Origin of the sequence: Tsukamurella strandjordii (assembly GCF_039525985.1) — a bacterium.
In the GTDB taxonomy this organism is placed as follows: domain Bacteria; phylum Actinomycetota; class Actinomycetes; order Mycobacteriales; family Mycobacteriaceae; genus Tsukamurella; species Tsukamurella strandjordii.
Genome location: NZ_BAAAII010000002.1, coordinates 748,188 through 774,276, shown reverse-complemented (window position 1 = coordinate 774,276; position 26,089 = coordinate 748,188). Strand labels below are relative to the sequence as shown.

The following is a 26,089-nucleotide window of genomic DNA, read 5'->3' as shown; positions in this document are numbered from 1 at the left end:
TATCCCGATTCTCTCAGTCTTCGGAGAATCGCGCCGCGAGCGCCCGGCGGTCGATCTTCCCCGGCCCGCGCCGGGGGAGCTCGTCCACCAGGTACACGGCCCGCGGAGCCGCCGTGCGGTCCAGCTCGGCCTCGACCGCCGCGCGCAGCAGTTCGACGGTGAGCGTCGCGCCGGGCGCCCCGGGCGCGGCGACCACGGCCGCGGCCACGCGCTGGCCCAGCCGCGGATCGGGTTGCGCGAAGACGGCGACCTCGGCCACGCCCGGCACCCGGGCGAGGACCGCCTCGACCACCTGGGGGAGCACCGTCAGGCCGCCGGTCGAGATGGCCTCGTCGAGCCGTCCGGTCACGGAAAGCGCACCGTCGGAGAGGGTTCCGGCGTCATCGGTGCGGAACCAGCCCGGCTCGGCGAACGCGGGGTGCTCGGGTGCGTTGCGGTAGCCGAGGGCCACCGTGGGGCCGCCGAGGACGATGCGTCCCTCGGGGCCGTCGAGCCGCACCCGCACGCCGGGGAGGGGCGCACCGTCGTACACGCAGCCGCCGGCGGTCTCGCTCATCCCGTACGTGCGCACCATCCGCACGCCCGCGGCGAGGGCGGCCTCCCGCACCGGCGGCGGGCAGGCGGCGCCGCCGATCAGGACGCCGTCGAACCGGGCCAGGGCCCGCGTCGCGGCGGGGTCGGCGAGGGTCTTGACCAGCTGCGTGGGGACCAGCGAGACGTACCGGCGGGGCGCGGTCATCGCCGCGTATCCACCGGCGAGATCCGACGGTGCGAAGCCCTGGGACACATCGAGTCCCACCGGCGTCCAGCCGGCGGCGAGCGAGCGGAGCATCACCTGGACCCCGGCCACGTGGTGCGGCGGCATCGCCAGCAGCCACTGTCCGGGCCCGCCGAGCCGCTCGGCGGTGCCCGCGGCGCTGGCGGCCAGGTTCTCGCGGGTCAGCATGGCGCCCTTGGGGGTTCCCGTGCTGCCCGATGTGGCCACCACCAGCGCGGCGCGCTCGTCGATGGCGCCGCCCGCGTCGAGCGCCGTGGTCAGCCGTTCGGCCTCACGCGGATCGCGTGCGGGCACGGGCAGCCATGCCGGGGCGGTGCCGTCGAGGAGTGCCGTCAGGTGCGGCACCGCGGATTCGACGGTGTCGATGGGCAGGGCCCGGAGGCGGTTCACTCCTGGGGCGGCGCGTCGGTCCGCAGCGGATCGTCGTCGAAGGGCCAGCCCTTGCGCTCCAGGCGCTCGCGCACGCGCGCGATGTCCTTCTCCAGCGGCAGCTCGTGGGTGTGCCCGCTGATCGCGACGCCGGCGTCGATCCTGGTGATGGGTTCGACGCCCTCGGGGGTCAATTGCACCTCGTCGATGAGCTCGCGGGTGACCTCCTTGACCTCCTCCTTGGTGAGCTGTCGATCGAGCAGCGCGAGCAGGGGCTGATAGTCGGTGCTGGGCACCCCGTCGGGGTAACCGGCGCGCAGCCAATCGACGATCTTCGCGATGAAGCCCTGACCGGAACTCATCTGCGGATCACCTCCGAAGTCGTACGGCACCATCGGGCGGCCCGGTACGGAAAGGGCCCCCTATCCTGCGACCAGGATAGGGGGCGCCTCGCCGACGATGGTGAACAGAAGGAAAGCGGTCTGTTTCAGTTGCTGGTGAAACCCGTCAGCGGCCAGCCGCCGGCGGCGAGCTTCGAGGCCACCTGGTTGAGGTCCTCGTCGCTGGGCTGAGACTGGGTGACCTTGGCGATGGCCGCCTCGATCTCGTCCTTGTGCACCTCGTCGGGACGGGCCGCAAGCAGGCGCCCCAGCACCGCGTTGACCTCGTCCTCGGACAGCGACCGCTGCAACAGCGCGAGCAGCGGGAAGTAGTCCTTCGGCGGCACGCCCTCGGGGTACCCGGCGCGCAGCCAGTCGAGCACCTGCGTGAGGACGCCGTCCTGGGTGTTCTCGGTGGTCATCGCGCTACTCCTACTTCTTGGTGAACGTGGGGTAGATGTTCTCGAAGCTCATCTTGTAGCCGTAGCCGGACGAGACGACCATGGCCACGGCGAGCACGATCGCGACGATCACGATGAGGAAGGCGATGGCGGCGATCACGTTGCCGAGCGGGTTCGGCTTGTGGACGGTGCCGTCCTCCTGCTCGTGGCCGTTGCCGATGGCGAGGCCGCGGACACCCACGGCGAACAGGGCGGGCAGGCCGGCGCCGAGGATGAGGCCCACGAGGAGGACCTTCCACACCGCATTGAGGGCGAGGGAGATGGTTTCCATGTCTTAGACCTTCGCAATCTTCTCGTCGGCGGGGACGACCGAGTTGCTGTCGTCGTCCCACTCGGCGTTGACGTTGTTGGAGTCGACCTTCTGCTGCTGTGCGCGCCAGTACATGTAGCCGGACAGGGCGCAGAGGATGAGGAAGGCGACCACCGGGCCGGCCAGGCCGGGGATCTTCGCGGCGACGACCCACATGATCGCGCCGACGAGGGCGGCGGCGGGGAGGGTGATGAACCAGGCGGCCACCATCCGGACGGCCACGTTCCAGCGCACCTTGGCGCCGGGCTTGCCCACGCCGGAGCCGAGGATCGAGCCGGTGGCCACGTGGGTGGTGGAGAGCGCGAAGCCCAGGTGGCTGGACACCAGGATGACGGTGGCCGAGGAGGCCTCGGCGGCCATGCCCTGCGGCGCGCTGATCTCGATGAGGCCCTTGCCCAGGGTGCGGATGATGCGCCAGCCGCCGAGGAAGGTGCCGAGCGCGATGGCGGCGGCGGCCGAGACCTTCACCCACAGCGGGACGCCGTGCGTGTTGTCCCAGAACAGCAGGCCGCCGCGGGCCTCGGGGGTGCCGGCGCTGTAGCCGATGAGGGCCAGGGTGATCACGCCCATGGTCTTCTGCGCGTCGTTGGTGCCGTGCGCCAGCGAGACCAGCGAGGCGGTGCCGATCTGGCCCCAGCGGAAGCCCTCCTCGGTGAACCGCTCGGCCACACCGGCGACGATCTTGAAGATCAGGTAGGTGCCGACCGCGGCCACGAGGCCCGCGACCACGGGGGCGAACAGCGCGGGGAGCACGACCTTGCCGATGACACCGTCGAGCTTGCCCTGGCCGATCCACACCACACCACCGGTGCCGAGGGCGGCCATCGCGGCGCCGATCATGCCGCCGAACAGCGCGTGCGAGCTGGAGCTGGGCAGGCCCAGCAGCCAGGTCAGCAGGTTCCAGACGATGCCGCCGATGAGGCCGGCGAGCACGATGATGAGCAGCGCGCGGCCGTGGTTGGCGGTGAACTCCGCCTTCGGCGAGCCGTCCTTGTTCTGGATCTTGATCACGGCGTTGGTGACGGTGAGCGCCACCTCGACCGACAGGAAGGCGCCGACCAGGTTCAGGATCGCCGAGAGCGAGACGGCGGTCTTGGGCTTGAGGGCGCCGGTGGCGATGGAGGTGGCCATCGCGTTGCCGGTGTCGTGGAAGCCATTGGTGAAGTCGAAGGCGAGGGCCGTCACGATCACCAACAGCAAGATGATCAGTTCGCTGTTCATGGTGAGAATCTTGCGGTCCGAGTGCCGATTCCACCAAACGGGTGAGACGGGGCTGACATCCTCCTGACCTGCAGTTTTCGTACGCCGTGTCCACAGTTCATCGAATGTTCATTCAGGCGGCTCTCAGAATAGGCTCAGCATGTCCGATCTGTCCGATTCACGCGCGTGTCGGTGAACTGGAAGTGGCACCGGATTAGGATTCCCCGCATGGCGTCGTTGGATATCCGAGTGCTGGGCCAGGTCTCGCTGTCGGTGGACGGCGCCGCGAACGAGGTGTCGGGCGTCAAGCCGCGGTCGGTGCTCGCGCTGCTGGTGATGAACCGGGGCCGCGCGGTCACGGTGGACTCGCTCAGCGAGCAGGTGTGGGACGGCAATCCGCCGGCGTCGGCACGCGCGAGCCTGCAGGTGTTCGTGAGCGGCCTGCGCAAGGCGCTGCGCGGGCCCGGTGCCGGTTCCGGTTTGGACGCGCTGCTGGTGACCTCGGGGTCGACCTACCGGCTCGATCTCGAGCCCGAACAATCCGATGTGGGGCGCTTCGACGCGGCCCGCCGCCGCGGCGCGGAACTGGCCGCCGCGGGCCGCTACGACCAGGCCTCGTTGATGTTCGCCTCCGCGCTCGCCGAGTTCCGTGGCGACGCCGTCGCCGATCTGCGCGGCCTGCAGTTCGCCGACAACTTCGCGATCGGGATGGCGGAGGAGCGCGCCGCGGTGCAGTCCGCGATGTACGACGCGGAGATCGCCGCGGGGCGTGCGGGTTCGGTGATCGGCGACCTGCGGCGCCTCGTCTCGGAGCATCCGCTCCAGGAGCCGCTGTGGGGCCAGCTGATCACGGCGTTGTACGTGACCGGCCGCCAGGCCGACGCCCTGGAGGCAGCGCGCGATCTGCGGCGCACACTGGCCGACGAGCTCGGCGCGGATCCCACGCCCGCGCTGGTGGAGTTGGAGGGCAAGGTGCTGCGGCAGGAGCAGCTCGCCTTCGCCCAGGCACGTCCCGCGCAGCCCGGGGGCGGCCGCGCCTTCGAGAAGACCGAGACCGATGCCGTGGTGGAGCCCGGCGGGCCCAAGGGGCTGCTCATCGCGCCCGACGGCACCGAGTACCCGGTGCACGGCGAGGTGCGCCTGGGGCGCCTGCCCGACAACGACATCAGCCTCGACGACACCAAGGTCTCGCGCGAGCACGCCGTGATCACGGGGGCCGTCAGCGGTTTCGCCGTGCGTGACCTGATGTCCTCGAACGGTACTTATGTCGGGGAGCGTCGGGTGGCCGGGCAACTGCCGCTGTCCGACGGTGACGAGCTCACGCTGGGCCGCACGACCTTCACCTTCCGTGTGATCGACGACGAGTAGCCGGCGCGGGGAGTCTCCGGCGCGGGGAGTCTCCGGGGGTGGGGTAGTCGTTCTCGGGAGTCATGCGCCGCGCGCATACCCATCCGTTCGGACCGGAGGATCATCCGTTCGGCCGGTCCGGCCGCCGCGCCCGCTCCGTACGCTGGTCCCATGATTGCGATGGTGAACTTCGGATGGTGATCGTGGCCTGGACCGCCGTGGTGATCACGGCCCTCGTCGTGGCGGAGTCGCTGCGCAGAGTCGTCACGGACCGCCGCCGGGTGACGAACGGGTTGTGGCTGATCGCGGCCACGATGTGCCTGTGGATCACGTGCGCAGTGTTGTTGTACGTGACGGGCCACCCGACGGGCGCCACCGTGCTCGTGCTCGGCCCCATCGCGCTCGGTGTGTTCGGGTTGGTGGTGATCGGTGTGGCCCTGCTCGTCAACAGCCTGGTGGTGATTCGGCGCGAGGGGCTCAGCCTGGCCACCCTGGTGCCGGCGGCGATGGGGGCGGCGCTGCTCACCGAGGTGGTCATCGGCGGCTACGTGCTGGTGACCGTGACCTCCGTCGATCCCGGAAGCCCGGTCCGTCTCGTGCTGCTCGTCGCGCTCCTCATTCCCGGGGGCATGGTGGTCTTCCAACTGGCCGCCTACACCGGCTACACCGTGGTGCACCGCCGGCTGCCCGGCACCCGCGACGGCGATGTGGTGGTGGTGCTCGGGTCCGGCCTGAACGGCGATCAGCTGACGCCGCTGTTGCGGTCGCGAATGGACCTGGGGATCACGGAGTTCCGGCGTCTGGTGGCCGAGGGCGGCGATCCGGTGCTGGTGTGCTCCGGAGGCAAGGGGGAGGACGAGCAGATCGCCGAGGGCGAGGCGATGGCGCGGTACGCCGAGGCGCAGGGGGTGCCACCGGCGCGGCTGCTGCGGGAGGTCCGGTCGACGACCACCGAGGAGAACCTGCGCTTCACCGCCGATCTGCTCGATGAGCGGGGTATCGAGTGGACCCGGATGCTGGTGACCACCAGCAGCTTCCACGCGCTGCGTGCCGGATCACTGACCCGCAAGCTGGGCCTGCCCGCGACCGCCCTCGGGTCACCGACCGCTCTGTACTTCCGTCCGGCGGCTTTCCTCCGCGAGTTCGTGGCCGTGGTGGTGCACTACCGGCGCGCGAACCTCGTCGTGTGCGGCATGCTCGTCGGGCTGTGGCTGTTGACGGTGGTCGCCGTCCTGATCGCCTCGTATCAGGTGGAACCGGAGTTCAGGGATCTGCTGATACCGGACTAGGCGGTGATGCCTCGGCGCAGCAGCTCCGCGGCATCGTCGGAGGAGCGGGGCTTGCGCCGCACGATCCGCCCGAGGATCGCTCCGCGATCGCCTGCATAGCGCGGAATCATGTGCAGGTGAACGTGATCGACGGTCTGGAACGCGGCGCGCCCGTCGTTGAGGACGAGGTTCGCCCCGTCGGCGGCGAGGGCTCCCTCGCGGGCCGCCCGGGCCAGACGGTGCCCCAGCCCGAACATGCGCTCGCCGAGCGCACCGTCGAGATCGCGGAGGCCGGCGGCGTGCCGCCTGGGTACCACGAGGGTGTGGCCGCGGCTCATCGGCCGCGCATCGAGGAAGGCGATCAGATCGTCCGTCTCGCAGACCACCGCCGCCGGTGCCTCGCCCGCGATGATGGCGCAGAAGATACATCGCTCCATGGCGTCAGAGTAGACCGCGGAGAAAGAGTGACGATCCCCACTTCCGCATGCGGTTCCGTACTGAAGGTGCGACAAACACAATAGATAGTGCGACAAAGCGCACACGGAGCGGGAGAACAGATGTGACGAAGGACAGCGGGATCGCGGGTCGGCGGGCCGTCGGGGGCGCCGTGGGCGCACTGTCGATGCTGGTAGCAGGGTTGGTGATGGCGGCGCCGGCCGCCGCGGCGCCCTCGTCCGTGCTCGGCGCCGACGAGCTGCCCGGGGGCTACGCGGGGTATCAGAGTCGCGAACAATCGGGGGAGATCGCGATGGTCCCGTCGGGGGATCTGTCGACCGCGTGCCTGAACGCGACCGCGGCCGCCGCGACCGCCACCCGCGGCGCGCGCAGCCAGGAGGCGTTCGCCTCGCGCGGGAGGTACACGCTCACCGTCGCCGTGCTGTCCAAGCCCGCCGCGGTCCAGCTCGGGAATCTGCTGGAGCGGTGTGCGCCAGGGGATTCGGAGCAGGCCTTCGCCGCGGTCGGCGTGCCCGCCGACCTCGTACGCTTCGCCCCTCGTCTGTACTGGAACGCGTCCGGTGAGCAGCGCGTGGCCTACGTGAACGTGCGGCAGGTGACCGTGGTGGTGCGCACTGTCGGGCCGGCGGAGCCGTTTTGGGAGACCCTGCGCAAGCAGGTTGCCAAAGCTGATCGCTGACCTCCGCCGCGAGCCGCGGTTGTGACAGTTTCGTGAAGGTATCTAGTGACCGGTGGTGGTGGTTGTTACCGTGACTCGAGAGGTCGCGAGCGTGGACAACGAGCGCCTGTCTCTAATCAGTAAATCTAACATTTGCAGTACTCATAAGAATCCGGTACTTGCAAAGTTGTACGAATTCACTTAACCTCCTCTTAGGTAAAGCAAGTTTCAACGCGACATCGTCGGGGTCGATCCCGGGGTGGTTACGCGGGGGAGCTCGCATACCCCGCCGGGTTCTCACGGGAGGTGAGGCCCGGTGTCGGCAGCCCCGCCGGTCATCGGCCTGCGGAAGACGGACCGCGCTCGCAGCGCTTGCACGTCGGGCTTCGTTCCACGGGGGGACGCGCCAGTGCAGCGGGCCGAGCCCGTGGGTTGCCGCGTCCGACAACCTGGAGGAAGCAGCACATGCCGTCTCGCACAACACATGCCCTGATCGGTGCGGCCGCGGCCGTCGCCGCGGCGCTCACCATGGCGCCGATCGCGACCGCGGCTCCCAACCCGGCGCCGAAGCCGGCCGCCGATACCAAGCCCAAGCCCGACGACGAGTTCGCCGACAGCTCGCGCACGGTGGTGACCCGCGACGGCTGGAAGATGGTGGTCACGAAGACCTCCGAGGCGTTGCGCTCGGTGCCGCCTCTGAACCGTTCCCCGCAGTCCTTCGAGGCCTTCTCGACCATCGGCGGCGAGGCCACGGTGTCCGTCGCCGATCCCAAGAAGCCGCCGAAGTCCAAGGTGAAGTCCGCGGTTCTCACCACGGGGCTCCAGGTGGGCTGCGCCGTGACCGCGGACAGCCTCACGGTGGGCGGCAGCATCTCGAACGCCACCAACGTGGGCGTGACGCCGTCGGTGACCGCGAACCTCACGGGCACCGCGACGGGGCAGGGCGGCACCACCGGTGGCAGTGGCGGCGGCAGCGTGTCCGCCGGTGTGACGCCGGGGATCTCGGCCACCGTGGGCAACACGCTCACCGAGACCGGGTCGATCTCGGGCGTGATCAAGCCAGGCACCAGCAAGGACATCCCGTACGCCAAGAAGAACCTCGAGGGCCCCGACGCCGCGACGTACACCCGCGAGGTGCGCGTGGCCGTCGACAACTGCATCGGCGGCGTTCAGGTGCGCTCGTACGCGACCATCGCGCTGCAGACCGACCGTACGGACGACTCGATCACCACGTACGGCAAGCCGATCTTCATCACCCGCCCGTAACGCGTGCCATGACGACGATCAACATCTGTGGAGGGGTGGACCGCAATGACTGACATCAATACGGCAGATACACAACAGATTCCGGTGCAGCGGAGTCAGGGTGCGGCGGGGGCGCAGGCCGATCCGCAAGCGGCGCAGCAACCGGGCAACGACGAAGCCGAGGCGATGCGGACCCTGGCGCTCAAGGCCCTCGGTTTCGTGATCGGGCTCGCCATGCTGGTGGGCTGCGGATTCGCGGTCGAGCACCTGAACGAATGGGGCGAGCGCTGGACGATGCCGGCCGTCTTCGTCGTGTTCGTCCTGGTGATGCTGGTTGCGAGCCAGCTCGTGGTCGGGGGATTCTCGGCCATCTGGGCAGCGGTTCGCGGCGGCCGCACCTAGTCCAGCCGGTCATGGTGGGCAAGCGCGACCGCAGCGCGGACGAGGAGGTCTTCGCGGCATCGCTGCGGCAGTTGTTCGTGGCGGCGGGCTCCCCGACGGTCGCGCAGGTCGCGCGTCAGGTGGGCGTCAGTGCGGGAACGATCTCGCACTGGCGCACAGGAAGGCATTTCCCCAGCGAGTTCGCGACGATCGAGCCGCTGCTCGTGCAGCTGACCGACCGTGCGCACCAACGCATCCGGACCGGTGCGAGCACCGCGCACGAAGCCGGTGTGCTGACGGTGCGCCAGTGGCAGGGCCTGTTCGATGCCGCCGCCGGCGAGGAGGTCAAGGCGCCCGCGCTCGAACAGATCGCCGCGTCCGGCGAGCGCTGGGCGCAGGCCTCTGATGCCGGGGCGGTCGAGGCGGCGAGGACCGTGCTCGTCGGTTGCCTGGAGACCTCCGTCGACGGGGCCGTGGTGCCCCGGGCGTGGGCGCCCGCGCACTCCGGAACCGGCGGCGTGGGCGACGTCGTGGCGGAGCTGATCGACCTGGGCGTCCTCGTGGAGCCCGTTGTTCGTTCGGTCGAGGACGAGGCCCGATCGGGGCACGTCGCGGTGGTGGACTCCGGCCTGATCGAGACGTGGCCGCGATTGTCCCGGTGGGTTGCGGACGCGTATCCGGCCCTCATCGTTCGGACCGGCCTGGAGCACGATGCGCAGCGCTGGAGCGCGGCCGATCGTCCGCGCGCGTGGCTGTACGACCACACGCGTCTCGAACTGACTGCGGATGCGCTCACAACCTTGGCTAGCGCGGATTCCGGTGATGCGGGCTTCCGATTCGGTGTGGCGACCGGGTCGCAGATCCCGGCGTCGGCGATCGAGTTCTGGGAGGCGTCGCAGTCCGCCGCGGTGTCGGAACTGCGGGTGCATCAGATCGTGATGGCCGTGATCGTGGTGCTGTCAGTGATGGTGCTCGGGCTCGGGGTTGCCCTGGGGGTGGTGGCGTGAGGTCCGGGCGGGTTCAGCAGCGTCGCGGCCAGTGGTCTTGCCCGCGACCTGGGAACGTTGGGATTGATGTAGGAAAGGGAGGGCTCGAATGTGGCTCGTTTCTTTTGATGCAAAATGCTCGGGGCGGATTCTACGACGTTCTGTTGCGGCCTCTGTGGTAACCGCGCTTGCAGGGTGCTCGTTCTCGGTTGGAGACACCCGGTCTGTCGGGCCGTCAGTGGGCGTAACCGTGAAGGCTTCGACTTCGGAAATTTCAAAGGAAAAACTGGAAAGTCGATCTTCTGAAATTCTCGCCAAAGAGGTCGGGGTTACACCAGATTCTGTTGTCTGCGACGGCCCATTGAAGGCCGAGATCGGCAGGTCGCAGAGGTGTGTTATCAACAAAGGTGGAGGTAGTATCGGCATGACTGCAACCATCACAAACGTCCAAGGCGATGAAGCGAAATGGGATGTAAAGGTCGACGATATTCCTGCCGGCAAGTAGTTCGACGATCATCAAGCCGTGCAAGACGACGAGAACCCTATTGGCCGACTCCGAATCGAAAAAGCCTTCTTTATCCGATGAGGTGAAGCTGAGTGTACGAAGACATCGCTAGCTCAAGAGTTGATGACTTAGGGAAGCTCCTGGATGAACCTGTCGACTTTCGGATAAGCGAGCAATTCCCTGGATGGTTGACGGCAGCTGTTGATTCGGGCAGTCGGATCTATGTGCGATGGGGAAGTTCATTTCCGGCTGAAGATCATTGGTCGCTGTGGCTCGGTGACGAATGGTTTGACTTCAACGAGGTTCCACAGAATTGGAGTATCTCCATGGGTGACTCGATATATCCATGGGGAGGAGTTCCTTTGGGCTTCAGGTTTCCTGACAAAGAGGAAGCTACCGAAATCTTGCTCAAAGGAGATGGCTAGTTTCGCGATTGATCAGCCTGTGTTCGGTGAATCGCAAACGTGAGTCACTTCGCGGCTTTCAGTCGGAGCGGGGTCCGAAAGCGTTGGAAGAGATGCTTCGGTCCCGGGAGAGTTGAGGTCGTGATGTTGATTGTGGTCCTGATCGCGGTGTTGGTGTGTGGGGCGATAGTCTTCGCGCTGGGATTCCCCTGGCCGAGGCCTGGGGTGCTCTTGCTGTCGGTCGTCGTGCTTCTCCTGGGGGCGTACCTCACCTACTTCGGTGTGGAGAAGGTGGAGCCGGGCAATGGTCGTGCAACCGCATTTTCTTATGTCGAGTTCGTTTTGGTGGCGGTCTTCAGGTACAAGGTCGGTGTCGAGGAGCCGTCCGCGCGGTTCGAGGAGTGGAGGGACGAGCGCAGACGGCGCCGGGAAGACCGGGCCTCTGAGTCGGGGAATTCTGATCGTGATCGCTGATTCCTGGCGGAGATGATCGATCGGTAGTACTGAGGGGATGGCGACTAGTCGGGGCGCGCTTCTCCTGGCAGGAATCCCGGTCTCGGCTGGGTGCTCTGGTGCCCGCGATTCTTTCTGACATACAAGACGGAAACAGTGACAGCGAGGCAATCGTGTGCGAAACAGTCGCTACGGCAGTTGGAATCGGATCCAGTGTCGCTGATCACTGTGATCGGTGCGGTTGGAGGGGCTATCGTCGGGATGGAGGAACGTCTTGGATTACGGCGAAGGGGATGGACTGGCTTTGGCAGAAGGAAACGAGTCACATTTCGTGTGGACCAACTATTCGAATCAGTGGAAGCCTCTCGCGGGACCGCTTTTAGGTGCGGCGCTCGGAACTCTTGGGCTGATCATCGGCATAGCTGGATCGATGCCGGGAGTGGTGATCTGTAGTATTGGAATGATTCTACTGTTTGTTGGTATGCTTTCTCCCCAGGTTGGATCACGCAACAGCACAATTTGTGTTCATGGGAGCGGTGTTCGAATAGGCCAGGCACCGTGGTGGAGAAACTCCGCTACCTATCTTGTCGCAAGCATTGCTGTGCTCGCAGTAGGACTGAGTGTCGGCGCAACTGACGGCACTCAAAGATCTGGGATGGTGCTGCCTGTGGCGCTACTCGGAACTGTAGTTGCGACGGTGATCGCATACATAATTTTTCGGAATCGAGGGGCATTCGTAATCGAGTCGCAGCACGTGATCACCGCGCGCGGTGTAACGATCCCATTCGAGAAACTCAATTACGGACTATTTGAGCCTCCACGAGGCGCCCCATCAGTTCGATTCTCGAGCGAAGATATTGGGAGTGCTTCTGAGTACATGACGGCGTTTGGATATCTCATCGATACCAACAATGTTCTCTCAACCCTAGATGCACTCACTTCCCTACCTGAAGCAGCTTCTCCGCAGCGGATATATTCAATGTTGACCGTGCGTCCGCCCGAAGATATCCCAATTGGATCGAGTGTATCCGTGACGATCTATTCGTGCGCTTGAAGGAAGTTGAGGGATTGAAAGTGGTCGCTGATTCCTGGCGGAGATGATCGATCGGTAGTACCAGGGGGATGGCGGCCAGTCGGGGCGCGCTTCTCCAGGCAGAAGCCCCGGCTTCGGCTGGGTGCTGCGGCCGCGGTGCGCTGGCGCCAAGTGGGGGATCGAGTTCTGGACGAGGCCGGGGCGTCTGGCTGCCGAGTAGCGCGACATGGCGTGTTGTCAGCGATGACCTGGGCATATAGGGGACCGCTATATGCCGTTGAACGGGCTGATGCCGTTCAACCGGGGCGCTATATGAATTGCTCGGATATGTCCCGTGAGCAGCGAATATGCGCGGATCGGAGCGCCAATGCCGGTTGACCCGGTTGTGGATCGGTGGCGAACTGGGTCTATCAGTGCCCGCGTCGGGCGCAATCCCTCTTTCCGGCCTCATGGTCGATGGGGCTGGTGTTCGTGAAGATGGAAGGTGAGTGAGGTCTGTGGCAGCGCATGCTCGGGGGAAGCCCGTTGGTGCCGCGAACGGCGGCACCCGCGACGGTAATGACGGCTCGGTGGCGCAGCAGCGCTTGCAGGGTGCGTTCCTGACGGTGATCGGGTTGGCGGGGATGGTCGGTGGGGTGATGTTCTCCATCGAGGCGCCGCGGTTCACGCCGGTGCCGGTGGTGTTTCTGACGTTCTGGTTGATCATGGTGATCGTCGGGCGGATCTTCTTCACCGGTCTGAGCAAGCTCCGCTCGGCGGGGGTGGGAGCGCCCGCGCCGGAGCAGGTGCGTGCCGCGGCTGCGGTGGCTGGGATCGTGGTGGCGGTCGGGATGATGGGCTTCGCCGCGACCGGTCCGGGTGCGGGGGTTGCTTCGGCGGCGCCGTGTCCGGGTGGTGGTCCGGCGACCTGTGGTCCGGGGCCGGGTCCGGATTTAACGATCACTCCGCCGGCGCAGCAGACGACCGCGCCGGGTGGTCAGCAGGGCAATCAGGGCAGCGGTCAGGACAACAATGGGATCGCGACCTCGCCTGCGGGCAGCGGCGGCAATAGCGGTGACGGTATTCAGGCGCAGACTCCGCAGTTCGGTACGCCGGGTCAGCAGGCGCCGAACATTCCGGGGAACCCGACCGGTCAGGGCCAGCAACCCGGCCAGGGACAGGGGAATCAGCAGCAGAGTCCGGTGCGCACCACCGCGCCCGGTCAGCCCACGCAGTCGGGGCAGCCCACGCAGTCCGGTCAGCAGACGTCGGGTCAGCCGACGGTGACGGTGACCCAGACCCAGTCGCAGTGCCCGGCTCCCGGCGCCGCGGGTAGCGGAGCTGCCCCGGGGAGCGGCGGTTCGGGCTCCGACCATGGCGGTACCGGCCCCGGCGGCGGAGACAGCAAAGGCGGTGCCCCGTCGTGGGCCTACCTAGTTGGTGAGGCGGCCGCCATCGCTGCCGGCCGCCGCAAGCCGGGTGCGGCACCGGGAGTCAACGGAACAGGCGGAGAAGCCGGTCGGGCTGAGCCTGGTGATCACGGTGGTGTTGCTGTCGGGCGACAAGCGACTCCGGCATCTCAGCGAGACGTCGATGGAGTGCCGAGGGCGCAGACATCGCAGCGCGGTTCAGAAGGGGGACAAGATTCGTATGACGATGCGCCTTCTGACGGAATCAATCGTCAGGACGTCTCACTTATGTCAGACACCAGTATGTTTGCGTCCGGCAACAAGGTGACCGACAAGGGGAAAGAAGCCGTGGAAAATGCGGTCAACTTCGCAGTTGACTCAGCTAAGAACATCGGAGCGGATGGCAATCCTATGTCCATTGCCAATTCTGCCCTCACTGCTGCTGCGCCGGCAGCTAAGAAGCTGACCCCGCAAGTGATTGCGGCAGAGCGCGCGGCGAGCCAGAAGGCAACGATGGCGGCGGAAAGGGCTGCACAGAAACCGTGGTACAACCCGACCAAGATCGCCGATCGAGCGTCATCGGCTGTCAACGGCGTTAAGGCCAATGCGCTAGGCAAGGCAGGAAATCTGCTCTCCTCTGCATCTAAGCGTCTGCCTGGAATTGGTGCGGCGACGACCATGTATCAGTCGTATCAAGAGGCCAAAAGCGGCGCGCCGGCAGACAAGGCGTTCGCAAAGGGGCTGGGAAGTCTAGGCGGAGCGGCCGCGGGTGCGGCGATCGGGACGATGCTATTTCCAGGGGTAGGGACTTTGGCCGGCGCGGGAATTGGCGCGGTAGGCGCCGTTATCGGATCTGGCGTTGGTACGGAAATTGTCAATAGAGGGTATGATGGGACGAAGAAGGCTGTCCTGTCGGCAGCGAGTGGAATTGGAAAAGCTGCGTCGAAACTGAAATTCTGGTGAGCCATGATCTCAAGGTCTGAAGCGATTGATTCGAGCTGGCCCGTTGAGTGGCCGGTTTGGAAGATTCGATTGTGTTGGTTCGTTGCAGCAGTTCTGGCGACATTTCTATTGCTAGGTGTTGTGGGATTGACCGTCGAAATCGTCGGGCCAAATGGGTCGCTCGACGACCTAAATGATTGGTTTGCGCTCTCACTCATGGTGACAGGTTTCACGATCGCATTGGCTGGCGTGTGCAATATTCGGGTGCGACGTAACGCGCCCCCGCTAGTTGATTGGACTGCAGCATCTCCGGACCGAGGTCCGGAGATTGCGATACGATCGGCGATCTCGGTTACAAAACTCTTTCCTATGGCAGTCGCAACACTAGTTATCTTAGACGGTTTTCTCGGGGTTGCCACACTCGGAGGCGTAGAAAGCCTAGGAAGCATATTCCTTACGCTATTCTGGTTTTCGTGGATTGTTGGTGGAATGTTGGGTCTATGGAATACTAGCAGAATAACAGACCCTGAATTTATGTTCACAAAGCAGAACCTGTGGGTGCGTAATACAATGGTTCGATGGAGTGAAATAGAAGATATCAGACCCATCCTCCGAGGCGCATATCCGATAGTCGAACTGTTGGTTGATCGAGAGTCTGGCTCAAATTGCGGCACGCAAATCAGGGTTGAAGTGCATCCTGTTCGCTATCACGTAGACAGTGAAGCGATGCTGGTCGCAATTGAGAATTTGTGCGATGACGAAGATACGCGAATTGCCGCGCTTAGTTCACCCGTTGTGGCAACGGAGCTTTTCGCAAGATTCGGAAGGTTTACCTTTGGAGAAAATGAGAACGGGAGTGACAGATGATTTACCAGGAGGCGGGTTTATGAGTGAATCGATCGGTGATGTGCAACCTGCGGCGGATGCGAATGGAGAGACCTCCGGGCCTGTATTGGCAGTCCTCATGATCGTCTCGGGCGCACTCACGCTGACTATGGTTACTATGGCGTACGTAAACTTTGGGAGCATCCCTCAGCGATGGCAATTTGGGTTCGTTGTCCCGGTTTCATTTTTTGCGATTTACTACGGAGTTGTGTGGGTTGTGCGAGGTGTGAAGATGGCGCGATCGCAGCTCATGTGATCGATCTGCACTAGCTTTAACTCTGCACTAGCGTCGGCTAGTAGTAGTAGGGGAACGGTGACCAGTCGGGGGCGCGCTTCTCTAGGAAGGAATCCCGGCCCTCCACAGCCTCGTCGGTCATGTAGGCCAGGCGGGTCGCCTCACCGGCGAAGAGCTGTTGCCCCACGAGGCCGTCGTCGGGAAGATTGAAGGCGTACTTCAGCATTCGCTGCGCCTGCGGGCTCTTGCCGAGGATCTTCGCGGTCCACTCCAGCGCCACGTTCTCCAGTTCGTCGTGATCCACGACGCGGTTCACAGCGCCCATGCGGTGCATGTCTTCGGCGCTGTACACATCGCCCAGGAAGAAGATCTCGCGCGCGAACTTGTTGCCCACCTGCTTGGCGAGATAGGCGCTGCCGTAGCCGGCGTCGAAGCTGCCCACATCGGCATCGGTCTGCTTGAACTTCGCGTGCTCCCGCGAGGCCAGCGTCAGATCGCACGTCACGTGCAGCGAATGCCCGCCGCCGGCGGCCCAGCCGTTCACCAGCGCGATCACCACCTTCGGCATGAACCGGATCAGCCGCTGCACCTCCAGGATGTGCAGCCGGCCGCCCTCGGCCTTCACCCTGGCCTCGTCGACGCCGTCCGCGGTCGCCCCCGCGACATCGGAGTCGTGGCTCGTCGCGTACTGGTACCCGCTGCGCCCACGAATCCGCTGATCGCCACCGGAGCAGAAGGCCCACACCCCGTCTTTCGGTGCCGGACCGTTACCGGTCAGCAGCACCGCGCCCACATCGGCCGACCGCCGCGCGTGGTCCATCACCGAGTACAGCTCATCCACGGTGTGCGGTCGGAAGGCGTTGCGCACCTCCGGGCGGTCGAACGCGACGCGCACCGTGCCCTGGCTGATGTGCCGGTGGTAGGTGATGTCCGTCAGGTCCTCGAAGCCCGGGACGGGCTTCCACAGCTCGGGATTGAAAGTCACCCGTCCGACTCTACTGTCGGCCGCCACCGGGTGGCGTGAACCGGGGCCGTCCACCCGGAGTACGATTACTTAAGTGATCGAATCAACTTCGATGATCGGCAGCCCGGCCACCGCGACCCGCGGTGCAGCCCGCGCCTGACTTCCCTCACCCATCAGGAGTAGCCATGAACTACGCGTACACCTTCGACGCGATCAAGAACCGCCCCGTCGCCGTGATCGGCGCCGGAACACTGGGCCGTCGCATCGCCCTCATGTTCTGCAGCCGCGGTGGCGAGGCCCGCGTCTACGACCCCGACGCCACGCAGGCACAGGCCGCCGTCGACTATGTGGCGCAGACCCTTCCGGGCATCATCACCGAGCGCGGAACCGGTGCTGTGGGGCGCGCCGTGGCCCACGACGATCTGGCCGCCGCCGTCCGGGACGCCTGGCTGATCATTGAGGCGGTCCCCGAGCGGCTCGACATCAAGATCCCGTTGTGGGGCCAGATCGACGAGGCCGCACCCGCCGACGCGATCTTCGCCACCAACTCCAGCTCCTACGCCTCGCGGCTCATGGACGAGCGGATCACCGACAAGACCCGCTTCCTCAACATGCACTTCTACATGCCGCCCACCGCGAACGCGGTCGACCTCATGTCCGACGGCGAGACCTCCCGTGAGCTGATCGACTCGCTCCTGCAGATCCTCCCCGAATTCGGCGTGATCCCGTTCGAGGCCAAGAAGGAGAGTACCGGCTTCATCTTCAACCGGGTGTGGGCCGCCATCAAGCGCGAATCCCTCGCCGTGGTGGCCGAGGGCGTCGCCACCGCCGAAGACGTGGACGGCATGTTCAAGGTCAACTGGCACATGCCCGTGGGCCCCTTCCAGATGATGGACAACGTGGGCCTCGACGTGGTGCTCGACATCGAGAACCACTACGCCGCCGAGAATCCGAACCTGCCCGAGGGGCCGCGCCGCCTGCTGCACGAGTACGTCGATTCGGGCCGGCTCGGTCGCAAGACGGGCGCAGGCTTCTACGACTACAGCGCCTAGCACTCGCGCCCCCTACCCTGGGGGCATGGTCGACGTCGACGAACTCCTCGCCTCCGCCCGCGTGGTCCGGCTGCCGATGCGGGTCCGCTTCCGCGGCATCACTGCTCGCGAAGCCGTTGTCTTCCGCGGCCCCGCCGGCTGGGGCGAATTCGCCCCGTTCGCGGAGTACGACGACATCGAATCGGCCAACTGGCTGCGGGCCGGCATCGAGGCGGCGTACGAGGGCTTCCCGGACCCGGTGCGCACCGTCGTGCCCATCAACGCGACCGTGCCCGCCGTGACCGCCGCGCAGGTCCCCGAGGTGCTGTCCCGGTTCCCCGGCTGCCGGGTGGCCAAGGTGAAGGTGGCCGAGAAGGGGCAGAGCGCCGAGGACGACGTGGCCCGCGTGGCCGCCGTGCGCGCCGCCCTCGGGCCGGACGGTGCCGTCCGCATCGACGCCAACGGCGGCTGGACGGTGCCCGAGGCGTACGCCGTGATCAGCCGGATCCTGGAGCAGGGGCCGCTGGACTACGCCGAACAGCCCTGCCGCACCGTCGAGGAACTGGCCGAACTGCGCGCCCTCCTCGCCGGCGCCTGTGATGTGGCCGCCGACGAATCCATCCGCCGCGCAGACGATCCCATGCGCGTCGCCGAGCTGGGTGCCGCCGACGTCGCGGTGGTCAAGGTGCCGCCGTTGGGCGGGGTCCGGGCGGTGCTCGACGTGGCGGCCAAGCTCCGCGCCGCCGCCGGCGTGCGCGTGACCGTCTCCTCCGCGCTCGACACCGCTGTCGGCCTCACCGCCGGTATCGCCGCGGCCGCAGCGATTCCCGAGGGGAACGCGGCGGGGCTGGGCACCGGCGGCTTCTTCACGGCCGACCTCGGCACGCACCCTGTGGTCGACGGTGCGCTGCGCGTGGCCGCGGTCGACCCCGACGAGGCCACCATCGCCGCCGTCGAGGAGACGGGTGAGCGCCGCGACTGGTGGCTCGACCGCCTGCGACGCTGCGCCGCACTACTTCCAGGGAGCGTGGGCCCAGCCCAGTAGCCGGTGCGGCCGCGGATTCGGCGCATCGATGATCTGGATCTGACTGCCGTCCCCGAGCCCGCGGGCCAGGCCCTGCACGGCGCCGCTGAGATAGGTGCCGTCGCCGAGCGAGATATCGACGTGGAAGCCGTAATCGCTCTCGGTGAAGACCAGCGCGCCGCGCGGTGCCGGAAGCTCGGGATGGCCCAGCCCCTTGGCGGCGAGGGCCTCGTAGAACGACCGCGCATGATCGCGGGGGATGCCGTTGGCGGTGGTGCGGCCGTAGGCGAAATCGACGAAGTCCTCGCAGCCGTACTCGCCGAAGGTATCGGTACCCACCAGTGTCATTCCGCGCGCGATCGCGGCCTCGACGTCCGCGGCGTACGCGGCCGGGACGGTCCCGACGGACAGGGTGAGCAGCACGAGGAGGGCCGATGCCAGAATTCGTCTCACCTCCCCTTTGTAGCGGTGCCGGTGCCCCGCCACACCCGGAACGGCCGACGAATCCGCCCGCGCTGAGATTGTCGGTGGCGTGGTCTAGGGTCCGGAGCGTGGAGAACCTGATGACCGAACTGAACGCCGCCCTCACCGCGGAGCCGGATTCCCGGAAGCCGAAGCTGGACGCGCTCTGGGCGGAGATCGACCCCGCCGATCACGCCTCCCGCTGCATCGCCGCGCACTTCATCGCCGATCTGCAGGAGGACCTCGACGATGAGGTGGCGTGGGACGAGGTCTCGCTGCGGGAATCGGTGAACGTCTCCGACGCCGATCTCCAGGCCATCCACCCCACCCTCACGGTCGCCGGGTTCATGCCCTCGCTGCATCTGAACCTGGCCGACGGTTACCGCAGGCAGGGCCGCTTCGCCGAGGCCGCCGACCGGTTGGGCACCAGCCGTGAGTTCGACTTCGTGCTCACCGACGGCACCGCCGACGAGAAGCTCTACGCCGATGGAATCCGCGAGGCGCAGGAACGGGTGCAGCGGCTGATCGCCGCCGAGGACCGCACCAAGCTGGCGCCGCCCACGCCCACCGACGACCGCGGCTAGCGGAACCAGGGGAGCCTGCGGCGCGTGGCGGTCGGCTCCTCGGCGGTGTGACCGGCGCACCAGTCCTGCGGCGCGACCATCGCCCGCACCGCGTCGACGTGCGAGCCGCACCCGGCCCAGGTGGTCTTGCCGCACGTACGGCAGGGGACGGCGTGGCACATGGTCTCTCCTCTGGCTCCGGGGCGCCGGCGAACTCGCGGAACTCCTCGAAAGCGCGCGCTAGTGAATGGTATCCGCCGCCGGGGCCGGATCGCCCGCGTCGTGCGCGAAGCTGATGTCCGGGAGCACCCGCGCCAGGGGAGCGGGGCAGGCCCACGCACGGCGCCCGGTGAGGCGCAGCAGCACCGGCAGCAGGATCAGCCGCACCAGGAAGGTGTCGAGCAGCACCGCGACGCCGAGGATCACGCCCATCTCCTTCGGCGGCAGCGGCCCCGACAGCGCGAAGGTGAAGAACACCGCCACCATCACGCCGCCCGCGGCGAAGATCACCCGACCCGATTGCGCGACCGCGCCCACCATCGCCTGCTCGGGATCGCCCGTGCGTTCCCAATGCTCCTTCGCCGACGACAACAGGAACACCGTGTAGTCCATGGCGATGGCGAAGATCATCGCGAAGAAGAAGACCGGTGCCCACGCGTCGAGGAATCCCTGCGATTCGAAACCCAGGAACGACGAACCGAATCCGTTCTGGAAGATCAGCCGGGCCACACCGAAGGCCGCAGCCGTGGACAGCAGGCTCACCCCGGTTCCGAGCAGCGCGATGAGCGGTGCCCGCAGCGCCACCACCAGCAGTACGAATCCCAGGATCAGGATGATGCCGATCACCAGCGGTGTCGACCTGTCGAGCTGCTTCTTCAGATCGATGTTCTCGACCGCGGCGCCGCCGACCAGCGCACCGTCGGGCAGGGTGGTGCGCAGCCGGTCGACGGTGCCCGCGAGCGCCGGATCGGACGGGTCGACGCCCGGCACCGCGGAGATCAGGCTCAGCCCGCTGCCGTCGGCTGCGGGCATCGCGGGCATCGCGCCGGCGATCCCGGGGTCGGTGCCGAGCACCTGTGCGGCGGCGGGAGCCTCGGCGGTGGGCACCACGATCTGCAGGGTGCCCGGAGCGCCCGGCCCGAAGGCGCGTTGCACCTCGTTGTAACCGATTCGCGCATCGGCGCTCTCGGGAAGCACCGTGATCGAGGGCATCGCGGTGCGGAGTCCGATCACGGGCACGGCCAGTGCGATCAGGACGGCCAGTGCCCCGCCGCCCCACGCCAGCGGATTGCGCCACAACCGCGCGCCCCAGCGCTCGAATCGCGGCGACCGGTGGGTGGCGGCCTGCGCCCACGGAATCGGCAGGTTGTTGATCCGCATGTCGAGGACGAACAGCACCACCGGCAGCAGCGTGAGCGTGGCGGCCAGGATGAACACCACCGACACCATGATTCCGCCCGCCATGGAGCGGAACGACGGGGAGGGCACCAGCATCACCGCCGACAGCGAGACGAGCACCGTGATGCCGGACAGGAGTACCGCCTTGCCCGCGGTATCCATCATCTGTGCGATCGAATCCCGCCGGGACAGGCCCTGTTCCATTCGCGCGGCGCGGTAACGCACCACCAGGAACAGGGCGTAGTCGATGCCCAGGGCCAGGGAGAACATCATCGCGAAGTTCATGGCCCAGATCGACACCGGGACGATCTCGTTGATCAGCACCAGCGAACCGGCCGACGCGACCAGGCCCGCCAGGGTCAGCGCGAGTGGCAGGCCCGCCGCCACCAGCGTGCCGAAGGCGAGTACCAGGATCGCGAGTGTCACCGGCCAGGAGAGCATCTCGGACGTGAGCATGGCGGAGAGGTTGGCAGCGTTGAAATCCGACCACAGCATCGACGAGCCGGTCGGGTTCACGGAGATGTCCGCCGTGGACGCCGCACCCAGCGACTCCGTGAGATCCGTGGCGGTACGCACCATCTCGTTGGTGTCGGCCCCGGCGCCGCCGAGCACGACGGCGGTGCGGCCGTCGGCGCTCAGTCCGGCACCCGGCTGCGGCGCCACGACCTCGGCGATCCGCGCATCGGCGCGCAGGATCTCGGTGACCCGCGCGAGCACCCGCGGACCGTCGCCCTGGTCGAGCGGGGCGCCCGCGCTGCTGACCACCACCTGGATCGCATGACTGGCGTTGCCCCCGAAGTGCGCCTGCGCCAGCTCTCTGGCCTGCACCGATTCCGATCCGTTCGCCTGCCAGCCGGCACCGGACAGGTTCTTCTCCACGAACGGTGCGAACAGCCCCAGCGCGATGATCGCGAGCAGCCAGGTGACGGCGACCGAACGACGATGGTCGATCACCCAGCCGCCGAGGCGCCCGAGCGGGCCCGGGCGCGGCGTTCGCGGAGTGGTGGACGGTGCGGCCCCGTCGGCGGTGTGCGACACGGAAGACTCCTCTCGTATCCCCCCGGGGGGATATGAGGAACGTAACATCCCCCTAGGGGGTTGTACAATGGAACCGATCTCCGGCCGACCGGCGGCGGGAAGAGGGGAACGGCATGGCGCAGCACGCCCGCACGGTCGCGAACATCAAGATCCGCACCGCGGCGGTGACGCGATGAGGATCCCCGACGAGGGTGCGAAACCCATTGTGACCCGGCTCAAGCGGGCCCACGGCCACCTCGCCACCGTGATCCGGATGCTCGAGGAGGGCGAGGAGTGCGAGGACGTACTCACCCAGCTCGCCGCCGTCAACAAGGCGCTCGGCCGCAGCGGCTACGCCCTCGTGGCCACCGGCCTGCAGCACTGCATCGCCACCGAGGGCCCCGAGAACGTGGACCAGCAGAAGCTCGAGAAGCTCTTCCTGGCCCTGGCCTGAGCTACGACAGCTCGTCGACCTTCACGGTGAAGCCCTGCGCGCGAAGGCGATCCGCCAGCGCATCGCCCAGCGCGACCGCGGGAGTGAGCACGCCGCCGCGGTCCGGCAGCTTCGCGCCGCCGCGGGCCGCGTCACCGTCGAGGGCGAGCGCGAGGCTGGACTCGCCCAGCATCACGGCCGTGCCGCTGTAGCCGGGGTCCAGATCGGCGCCGATCGTCGACCGGTAGCGCCGCCCACCCGTGGTGCGCGAGTAGACATCGGCGATGAAATTGCCCTTCGCCTGCGACTTCTCGCTGGGCCCCTGGCCCGGCTGCGGCAGGATGCGATCGAGCACGGGGCGCAGCGGCTTGATCGCCAACGCGCCCATCCCCACCGCGAGCGCACCCTGCACCAGATGCGAACCGACCTTCGAGACCACCGAGGGGCCCGGCACCGCCATCGTCTCGCGGTAGCTGAAATCGGGGCCGTACGCGAAGTCCAGCAAACCGTTCGAACGCCGCACCACACGAGTGTTGTAGCTGGCCATGAAGAACGGCGCCAGCGTGCCCGACAGTGACGGATCGACCGAGGCGGCGTTCACCACCGACAGGTCGCCCGGCTGCTGCGGCGCCTCGCGCGTGGGATCCACGCTGAGCGAATGCGGCCGGCCCGCCACCCGCCGCGCCTCGCGGTCCGCGGTCACCTCGTCCGCCAGGCCGATCGCCGAGGCGATGGTGCCGCCGCTCGCACCGCCGCGGATCGAGCGGATCACCAGCGTGGTGGGGCCGAGCGTGCCGGCACCGTCGGACTTGGCGCGCTCGTACACCAGGTACGTGCCCAGATCCGAAGGGATCGAGTCGAATCCGCAGGAATGCACGATCTTCGTTCCGTTCGCGGCGGCCTGCTCATGGAACTTGTCGATGGAGCGGCGCGCGAACAGCACCTCGCCCGTGAGATCGGTGTAATGCGTTCCCGCGTTCACGCACGCACCCACCACGATCTCGCCGTACTTCGCGTACGGGCCCACCGTGGTGCACAGCACCGTGGTGCGCGCGACCATCGCATCCACCGTGGACGGGGCATCGACATCGGCGGTCACGATGCCCCAGCCGGCGGCGTCGCCACCCAGGCGATCGCGCAGCCTCTCCAGCTTCTCCTGCGAACGCCCGGCCAGGGCCACCTTCACCCCCGCGGGTGCGTGCCAGGCCAGATGCCGGGCCGTGAGCTCACCGACGAAGCCGGTGGCGCCGAAAACGATGATGTCGAATTCCCTGGTACCCGCAGTCATGGCGCCATGTTAGCAGTGTTCGCGCGGCGCCGCGGGGGCGTTCGCGGTGCACCGCCACCGCTGGTCGGTCGTAAGGTGGTCGCCATGCACAACGCCGCACCCAACCCGTCCACGCTGCAGGCGCGCGTGATCGTGGACGAGCTGGTGCGCGGCGGCGTCACCGACATCGTGCTCTGCCCCGGCTCCCGCAATGCACCGCTCGCCTTCGCCGTGCACGCCGCCGACATCCGCGGCGACCTGCGGCTGCACGTGCGCATCGACGAACGCACCGCCGGCTTCCTCGCCGTCGGCATCGCCTCCGCCACCCGCCGACCGGTGGCCGTGATCATGACCTCCGGCACCGCCGTCGCCAACCTCAGCCCCGCCGTCTACGAGGCCAACTACGCCCGCGTCCCGCTCCTGGTGATCAGCGCCAACCGCCCGTACGAGCTGCTCGGCTCCGGCGCCAACCAGACCGTGGAACAGTTCGGCATCTTCGGCACCCAGGTGCGCGCCAGCCTCTCCCTCGGCCTCGCCGAACCCGGCCTCGACCGGAACTCCCAGTGGCGCAGCGCCGTCTGCCGCGCGCTCGCCGCCGCCCGCGGCGCCCGCACCGGCAACGCCGGCCCCGTCCAATTCGACATCCCGCTGCGCGAACCCCTCGTGCCCGACGACCCGTCGCCCGCCCTCGCCCAGGGCCGCCCCGACGGCGGCCCCTGGACCGTGGCCCCCGTCGCCACCCTCGACGTACCGCTGCCCATCGACCTGAGCCCCGACACCGTGGTCATCTCCGGACACGGCGCCGGCGAGAACCCCGCGCTGCGGCACCTGCCCACCGTCGCCGAACCCACCGCGCCCCGCGCCGAGAACCCGCTGCACCCCTGGGCGCTCCCGCTGCTGCGCCCCCGGCAGGCCATCATCTGCGGGCGGCCCACCCTGCACCGCGAGGTGAGCGCACTGCTCGCCGACCCCGACGTCACCGTCTACGCCGTCACCACCGGCCCCCGCTGGCCCGACGTCTCCGGCAACGTCGCCGCCACCGGCACCCGCGTGGTCCCCGTCGGCGACCCCGACGAGGCCTGGCTCGCCCGCTGCGCCGAAGCGGACCGTCTGGCCCGGGCGGCCGTCGCCGACGGACTCGACGCCGAACCCGTCACCGGACTGCACGTGGCCCGCGCCGTGTGCGCCGCCCTGCACCCCGGCGACCAACTCGTGGTGGGCGCCTCCAACCCCGTGCGCGATGTGGCCCTCGCCGGCGACCTCCCCGCCGGCGTCACGGTGCTCTCCAACCGCGGCGTCGCCGGCATCGACGGCACCGTGAGCACCGCGGTCGGCGCCGCCCTCGCCCTGCCCGACCGCCGCACCGTGGCCCTCATGGGCGACCTCACCTTCGTGCACGACGCCTCCGGCCTGCTCATCGGCCCCGACGAGCCCCGGCCCCGCGACCTCACCATCGTGGTCGCCAACGACAACGGCGGCGGCATCTTCAACCTGCTCGAACAGGGGGAGGAGCGGTACTCCGGCGCCGAATACGACGGTGCCGCCGCCCGCGTCTTCGGTACCCCGCACGGCACCGACCTCGCCGCCCTCTGCACCGCCTACGGCATCGAATACCGGCTCGCCGAGATCGACGAACTGGCCGCCATCGCCGCCGAACCCGGCCTGCGGGTGGTGGAGGTGCGCACCCGACGCACCGGCCTGCGCGCCCTGCACGCCGGGATGCGCGCCCGCATCACGGGGGAGGGCCGGTGAGCCGTACCGCCCTGCGGCGCGTGCAGCTCGTGCTGCTGTGGACCGCCATCCTCATCACCGGCCTGTGCGTGGTGCTCGTGCTCGCCGCCTGGCGCGACGACCGCACCATCGAGAAGAACCTCGGCGCCGCCACCGCGGAGGTGCTCTCCGCCGGACCCCGCCGCTCGACCATCAGCTTCTACACACCCGACGGCGTCAACCACAATCCGCCGCTCGGCGTGCTCTACCCCAGCGGACTCACCGTCGGCGACCGGATCCAGGTCGAATACAGCCGCGACGACCCCGAACTCGTGCGCGTCGCCGGACGCGACGCCCACGTCGCGATCCTCCCCGCCGCGTCCGTCGCCGGCGTCACCTGGCTCGTGGTCGGATCGATCATGACGCTCATCGCCGTGACCTACCGGCGCACCGCCGACGCGGAACCGGCCGCCCCGGTGACCGACAGTTCACCCGACGTTCCGACGACCGACAACCGATAGGCCACGTCGCGGCAC

28 protein-coding genes are annotated in these 26,089 nt (G+C 67.6%); 17 read left to right on the top strand and 11 right to left on the bottom strand.

The features are described from left to right. Positions 1–13: 13 nt before the first annotated feature. From menE to ABD108_RS04540, 5 genes are all read right to left on the bottom strand, one after another. Positions 14–1,168, bottom strand: a complete 1,155-nt coding sequence (menE, locus tag ABD108_RS04560; RefSeq protein ID WP_343929542.1) for an o-succinylbenzoate--CoA ligase — start codon at positions 1,166–1,168, stop codon at positions 14–16. Continuing rightward, on the bottom strand, positions 1,165–1,509 hold the full coding sequence (locus tag ABD108_RS04555) for a DUF3349 domain-containing protein (protein ID WP_220656592.1): 345 nt from the start codon (positions 1,507–1,509) through the stop codon (positions 1,165–1,167). Before ABD108_RS04555 ends, menE begins: the two co-directional genes overlap by 4 nt. A 125-nt stretch (positions 1,510–1,634) precedes the next feature. Then, a complete protein-coding gene (locus tag ABD108_RS04550) occupies positions 1,635–1,949 on the bottom strand; it encodes a DUF3349 domain-containing protein (protein ID WP_220656591.1) in 315 nt (104 codons plus the stop codon). A gap of 10 nt (positions 1,950–1,959) precedes the next feature. Beyond that, complete coding sequence (locus tag ABD108_RS04545; protein ID WP_220656590.1) at positions 1,960–2,259, bottom strand: hypothetical protein; 300 nt, start codon at positions 2,257–2,259, stop codon at positions 1,960–1,962. 3 nt (positions 2,260–2,262) lie between these two features. Further along, positions 2,263–3,519 (bottom strand): inorganic phosphate transporter, encoded by a 1,257-nt coding sequence (locus ABD108_RS04540; RefSeq protein ID WP_220656589.1) that lies wholly within the window; start codon positions 3,517–3,519, stop codon positions 2,263–2,265. A 207-nt stretch (positions 3,520–3,726) separates the two neighbouring features. Here ABD108_RS04540 and ABD108_RS04535 point away from each other — a divergent pair, with 207 nt between their 5' ends. Both ABD108_RS04535 and ABD108_RS04530 read left to right on the top strand, forming a co-directional pair. Beyond that, complete coding sequence (locus ABD108_RS04535) at positions 3,727–4,866, top strand: BTAD domain-containing putative transcriptional regulator (RefSeq protein WP_220656588.1); 1,140 nt, start codon at positions 3,727–3,729, stop codon at positions 4,864–4,866. Positions 4,867–5,048: 182 nt separating this feature from the next. After that, complete coding sequence (locus ABD108_RS04530) at positions 5,049–6,134, top strand: YdcF family protein (RefSeq protein ID WP_343929540.1); 1,086 nt, start codon at positions 5,049–5,051, stop codon at positions 6,132–6,134. Here ABD108_RS04530 and ABD108_RS04525 read toward each other — a convergent pair. Beyond that, positions 6,131–6,550, bottom strand: a complete 420-nt coding sequence (locus ABD108_RS04525) for an HIT family protein (protein ID WP_343929538.1) — start codon at positions 6,548–6,550, stop codon at positions 6,131–6,133. The genes ABD108_RS04530 and ABD108_RS04525 overlap by 4 nt on opposite strands. Positions 6,551–6,672: 122 nt before the next feature. Here ABD108_RS04525 and ABD108_RS04520 point away from each other — a divergent pair, with 122 nt between their 5' ends. The 9 genes from ABD108_RS04520 (at position 6,673) to ABD108_RS04480 (ending at position 15,705) form a co-directional block, all read left to right on the top strand. After that, positions 6,673–7,248: a hypothetical protein gene (locus tag ABD108_RS04520; RefSeq protein ID WP_220656585.1), complete on the top strand. Its 576-nt coding sequence runs from the start codon at positions 6,673–6,675 to the stop codon at positions 7,246–7,248. A 444-nt stretch (positions 7,249–7,692) separates the two neighbouring features. Further along, entirely contained in the window at positions 7,693–8,493 is an 801-nt protein-coding gene (locus tag ABD108_RS04515) for an MspA family porin (RefSeq protein WP_220656584.1), read from the top strand. 45 nt (positions 8,494–8,538) lie between these two features. After that, on the top strand, positions 8,539–8,874 hold the full coding sequence (locus ABD108_RS04510; protein ID WP_343929536.1) for a hypothetical protein: 336 nt from the start codon (positions 8,539–8,541) through the stop codon (positions 8,872–8,874). Positions 8,875–8,885: 11 nt separating this feature from the next. After that, entirely contained in the window at positions 8,886–9,860 is a 975-nt protein-coding gene (locus tag ABD108_RS04505) for an nSTAND1 domain-containing NTPase (RefSeq protein WP_343929534.1), read from the top strand. Positions 9,861–10,077: 217 nt separating this feature from the next. Beyond that, positions 10,078–10,344: a DUF4333 domain-containing protein gene (locus tag ABD108_RS04500; protein ID WP_343929532.1), complete on the top strand. Its 267-nt coding sequence runs from the start codon at positions 10,078–10,080 to the stop codon at positions 10,342–10,344. Positions 10,345–10,436: 92 nt separating this feature from the next. After that, positions 10,437–10,769 (top strand): hypothetical protein, encoded by a 333-nt coding sequence (locus ABD108_RS04495; protein WP_220656580.1) that lies wholly within the window; start codon positions 10,437–10,439, stop codon positions 10,767–10,769. 120 nt (positions 10,770–10,889) lie between these two features. Further along, positions 10,890–11,222 carry a hypothetical protein gene (locus ABD108_RS04490; protein ID WP_343929530.1) on the top strand — a complete coding sequence of 111 codons (333 nt, stop codon included), beginning with the start codon at positions 10,890–10,892 and terminating at the stop codon, positions 11,220–11,222. Between the two features lie 1,581 nt (positions 11,223–12,803). After that, positions 12,804–14,585, top strand: a complete 1,782-nt coding sequence (locus ABD108_RS04485) for a hypothetical protein (protein ID WP_343929528.1) — start codon at positions 12,804–12,806, stop codon at positions 14,583–14,585. A 733-nt stretch (positions 14,586–15,318) separates the two neighbouring features. Then, a complete protein-coding gene (locus ABD108_RS04480; protein WP_343929526.1) occupies positions 15,319–15,705 on the top strand; it encodes a hypothetical protein in 387 nt (128 codons plus the stop codon). A 37-nt stretch (positions 15,706–15,742) separates the two neighbouring features. Here ABD108_RS04480 and ABD108_RS04475 read toward each other — a convergent pair whose 3' ends face one another. Beyond that, a complete protein-coding gene (locus ABD108_RS04475; protein ID WP_343929524.1) occupies positions 15,743–16,669 on the bottom strand; it encodes a 1,4-dihydroxy-2-naphthoyl-CoA synthase in 927 nt (308 codons plus the stop codon). 164 nt (positions 16,670–16,833) lie between these two features. Here ABD108_RS04475 and ABD108_RS04470 point away from each other — a divergent pair, with 164 nt between their 5' ends. Further along, positions 16,834–17,700 (top strand): 3-hydroxyacyl-CoA dehydrogenase family protein, encoded by an 867-nt coding sequence (locus tag ABD108_RS04470; RefSeq protein WP_343929522.1) that lies wholly within the window; start codon positions 16,834–16,836, stop codon positions 17,698–17,700. A 25-nt stretch (positions 17,701–17,725) separates the two neighbouring features. Continuing rightward, entirely contained in the window at positions 17,726–18,724 is a 999-nt protein-coding gene (locus ABD108_RS04465; RefSeq protein ID WP_343929520.1) for an o-succinylbenzoate synthase, read from the top strand. On the opposite strand, the gene ABD108_RS04460 is transcribed toward ABD108_RS04465, so the two are convergent. After that, positions 18,692–19,156: a hypothetical protein gene (locus tag ABD108_RS04460; RefSeq protein WP_343929518.1), complete on the bottom strand. Its 465-nt coding sequence runs from the start codon at positions 19,154–19,156 to the stop codon at positions 18,692–18,694. The two genes, ABD108_RS04465 and ABD108_RS04460, sit on opposite strands and share 33 nt — an antisense overlap. A gap of 110 nt (positions 19,157–19,266) precedes the next feature. On the opposite strand from ABD108_RS04460, the gene ABD108_RS04455 reads away from it, so the two are divergent. Beyond that, positions 19,267–19,749, top strand: coding sequence for a hypothetical protein (locus ABD108_RS04455; RefSeq protein WP_343929516.1), 483 nt, complete (start codon positions 19,267–19,269; stop codon positions 19,747–19,749). On the opposite strand, the gene ABD108_RS04450 is transcribed toward ABD108_RS04455, so the two are convergent. After that, a complete protein-coding gene (locus tag ABD108_RS04450) occupies positions 19,746–19,910 on the bottom strand; it encodes a hypothetical protein (RefSeq protein ID WP_343929514.1) in 165 nt (54 codons plus the stop codon). The two genes, ABD108_RS04455 and ABD108_RS04450, sit on opposite strands and share 4 nt — an antisense overlap. Before the next feature lie 58 nt (positions 19,911–19,968). Next, positions 19,969–22,212, bottom strand: a complete 2,244-nt coding sequence (locus tag ABD108_RS04445; RefSeq protein ID WP_343929513.1) for an MMPL family transporter — start codon at positions 22,210–22,212, stop codon at positions 19,969–19,971. A gap of 124 nt (positions 22,213–22,336) precedes the next feature. On the opposite strand from ABD108_RS04445, the gene ABD108_RS04440 reads away from it, so the two are divergent. Beyond that, positions 22,337–22,597, top strand: coding sequence for a metal-sensitive transcriptional regulator (locus ABD108_RS04440; protein WP_220656570.1), 261 nt, complete (start codon positions 22,337–22,339; stop codon positions 22,595–22,597). A gap of 1 nt (position 22,598) precedes the next feature. Here ABD108_RS04440 and ABD108_RS04435 read toward each other — a convergent pair whose 3' ends face one another. Beyond that, complete coding sequence (locus ABD108_RS04435) at positions 22,599–23,864, bottom strand: saccharopine dehydrogenase family protein (protein WP_220656569.1); 1,266 nt, start codon at positions 23,862–23,864, stop codon at positions 22,599–22,601. An 84-nt stretch (positions 23,865–23,948) separates the two neighbouring features. Between ABD108_RS04435 and menD the strand changes: the two genes are divergently transcribed. Then, a complete protein-coding gene (gene menD, locus ABD108_RS04430) occupies positions 23,949–25,595 on the top strand; it encodes a 2-succinyl-5-enolpyruvyl-6-hydroxy-3-cyclohexene-1-carboxylic-acid synthase (protein WP_305110143.1) in 1,647 nt (548 codons plus the stop codon). Further along, entirely contained in the window at positions 25,592–26,074 is a 483-nt protein-coding gene (locus ABD108_RS04425) for a DUF3592 domain-containing protein (RefSeq protein ID WP_220656567.1), read from the top strand. The genes menD and ABD108_RS04425 overlap by 4 nt, the downstream gene beginning before the upstream one ends. Positions 26,075–26,089 lie beyond the last annotated feature (15 nt).

What these genes read in the sequence shown, in the direction of transcription:
- ABD108_RS04535 (WP_220656588.1), top strand. Translation starts at nt 3,727, where the DNA reads ATGGCGTCGTTGGATATCCGAGTGCTGGGCCAGGTCTCGCTGTCGGTG.
- ABD108_RS04450 (WP_343929514.1), bottom strand. Translation starts at nt 19,910, where the DNA reads ATGTGCCACGCCGTCCCCTGCCGTACGTGCGGCAAGACCACCTGGGCC.
- ABD108_RS04545 (WP_220656590.1), bottom strand. Translation starts at nt 2,259, where the DNA reads ATGGAAACCATCTCCCTCGCCCTCAATGCGGTGTGGAAGGTCCTCCTC.
- ABD108_RS04515 (WP_220656584.1), top strand. Translation starts at nt 7,693, where the DNA reads ATGCCGTCTCGCACAACACATGCCCTGATCGGTGCGGCCGCGGCCGTC.
- ABD108_RS04540 (WP_220656589.1), bottom strand. Translation starts at nt 3,519, where the DNA reads ATGAACAGCGAACTGATCATCTTGCTGTTGGTGATCGTGACGGCCCTC.
- ABD108_RS04470 (WP_343929522.1), top strand. Translation starts at nt 16,834, where the DNA reads ATGAACTACGCGTACACCTTCGACGCGATCAAGAACCGCCCCGTCGCC.
- ABD108_RS04480 (WP_343929526.1), top strand. Translation starts at nt 15,319, where the DNA reads ATGACGAAGATACGCGAATTGCCGCGCTTAGTTCACCCGTTGTGGCAA.
- ABD108_RS04465 (WP_343929520.1), top strand. Translation starts at nt 17,726, where the DNA reads ATGGTCGACGTCGACGAACTCCTCGCCTCCGCCCGCGTGGTCCGGCTG.
- ABD108_RS04455 (WP_343929516.1), top strand. Translation starts at nt 19,267, where the DNA reads ATGACCGAACTGAACGCCGCCCTCACCGCGGAGCCGGATTCCCGGAAG.
- menD (WP_305110143.1), top strand. Translation starts at nt 23,949, where the DNA reads ATGCACAACGCCGCACCCAACCCGTCCACGCTGCAGGCGCGCGTGATC.
- ABD108_RS04555 (WP_220656592.1), bottom strand. Translation starts at nt 1,509, where the DNA reads ATGAGTTCCGGTCAGGGCTTCATCGCGAAGATCGTCGATTGGCTGCGC.
- ABD108_RS04525 (WP_343929538.1), bottom strand. Translation starts at nt 6,550, where the DNA reads ATGGAGCGATGTATCTTCTGCGCCATCATCGCGGGCGAGGCACCGGCG.
- ABD108_RS04550 (WP_220656591.1), bottom strand. Translation starts at nt 1,949, where the DNA reads ATGACCACCGAGAACACCCAGGACGGCGTCCTCACGCAGGTGCTCGAC.
- ABD108_RS04510 (WP_343929536.1), top strand. Translation starts at nt 8,539, where the DNA reads ATGACTGACATCAATACGGCAGATACACAACAGATTCCGGTGCAGCGG.
- ABD108_RS04440 (WP_220656570.1), top strand. Translation starts at nt 22,337, where the DNA reads ATGAGGATCCCCGACGAGGGTGCGAAACCCATTGTGACCCGGCTCAAG.
- ABD108_RS04435 (WP_220656569.1), bottom strand. Translation starts at nt 23,864, where the DNA reads ATGACTGCGGGTACCAGGGAATTCGACATCATCGTTTTCGGCGCCACC.
- ABD108_RS04445 (WP_343929513.1), bottom strand. Translation starts at nt 22,212, where the DNA reads ATGTTACGTTCCTCATATCCCCCCGGGGGGATACGAGAGGAGTCTTCC.
- ABD108_RS04505 (WP_343929534.1), top strand. Translation starts at nt 8,886, where the DNA reads ATGGTGGGCAAGCGCGACCGCAGCGCGGACGAGGAGGTCTTCGCGGCA.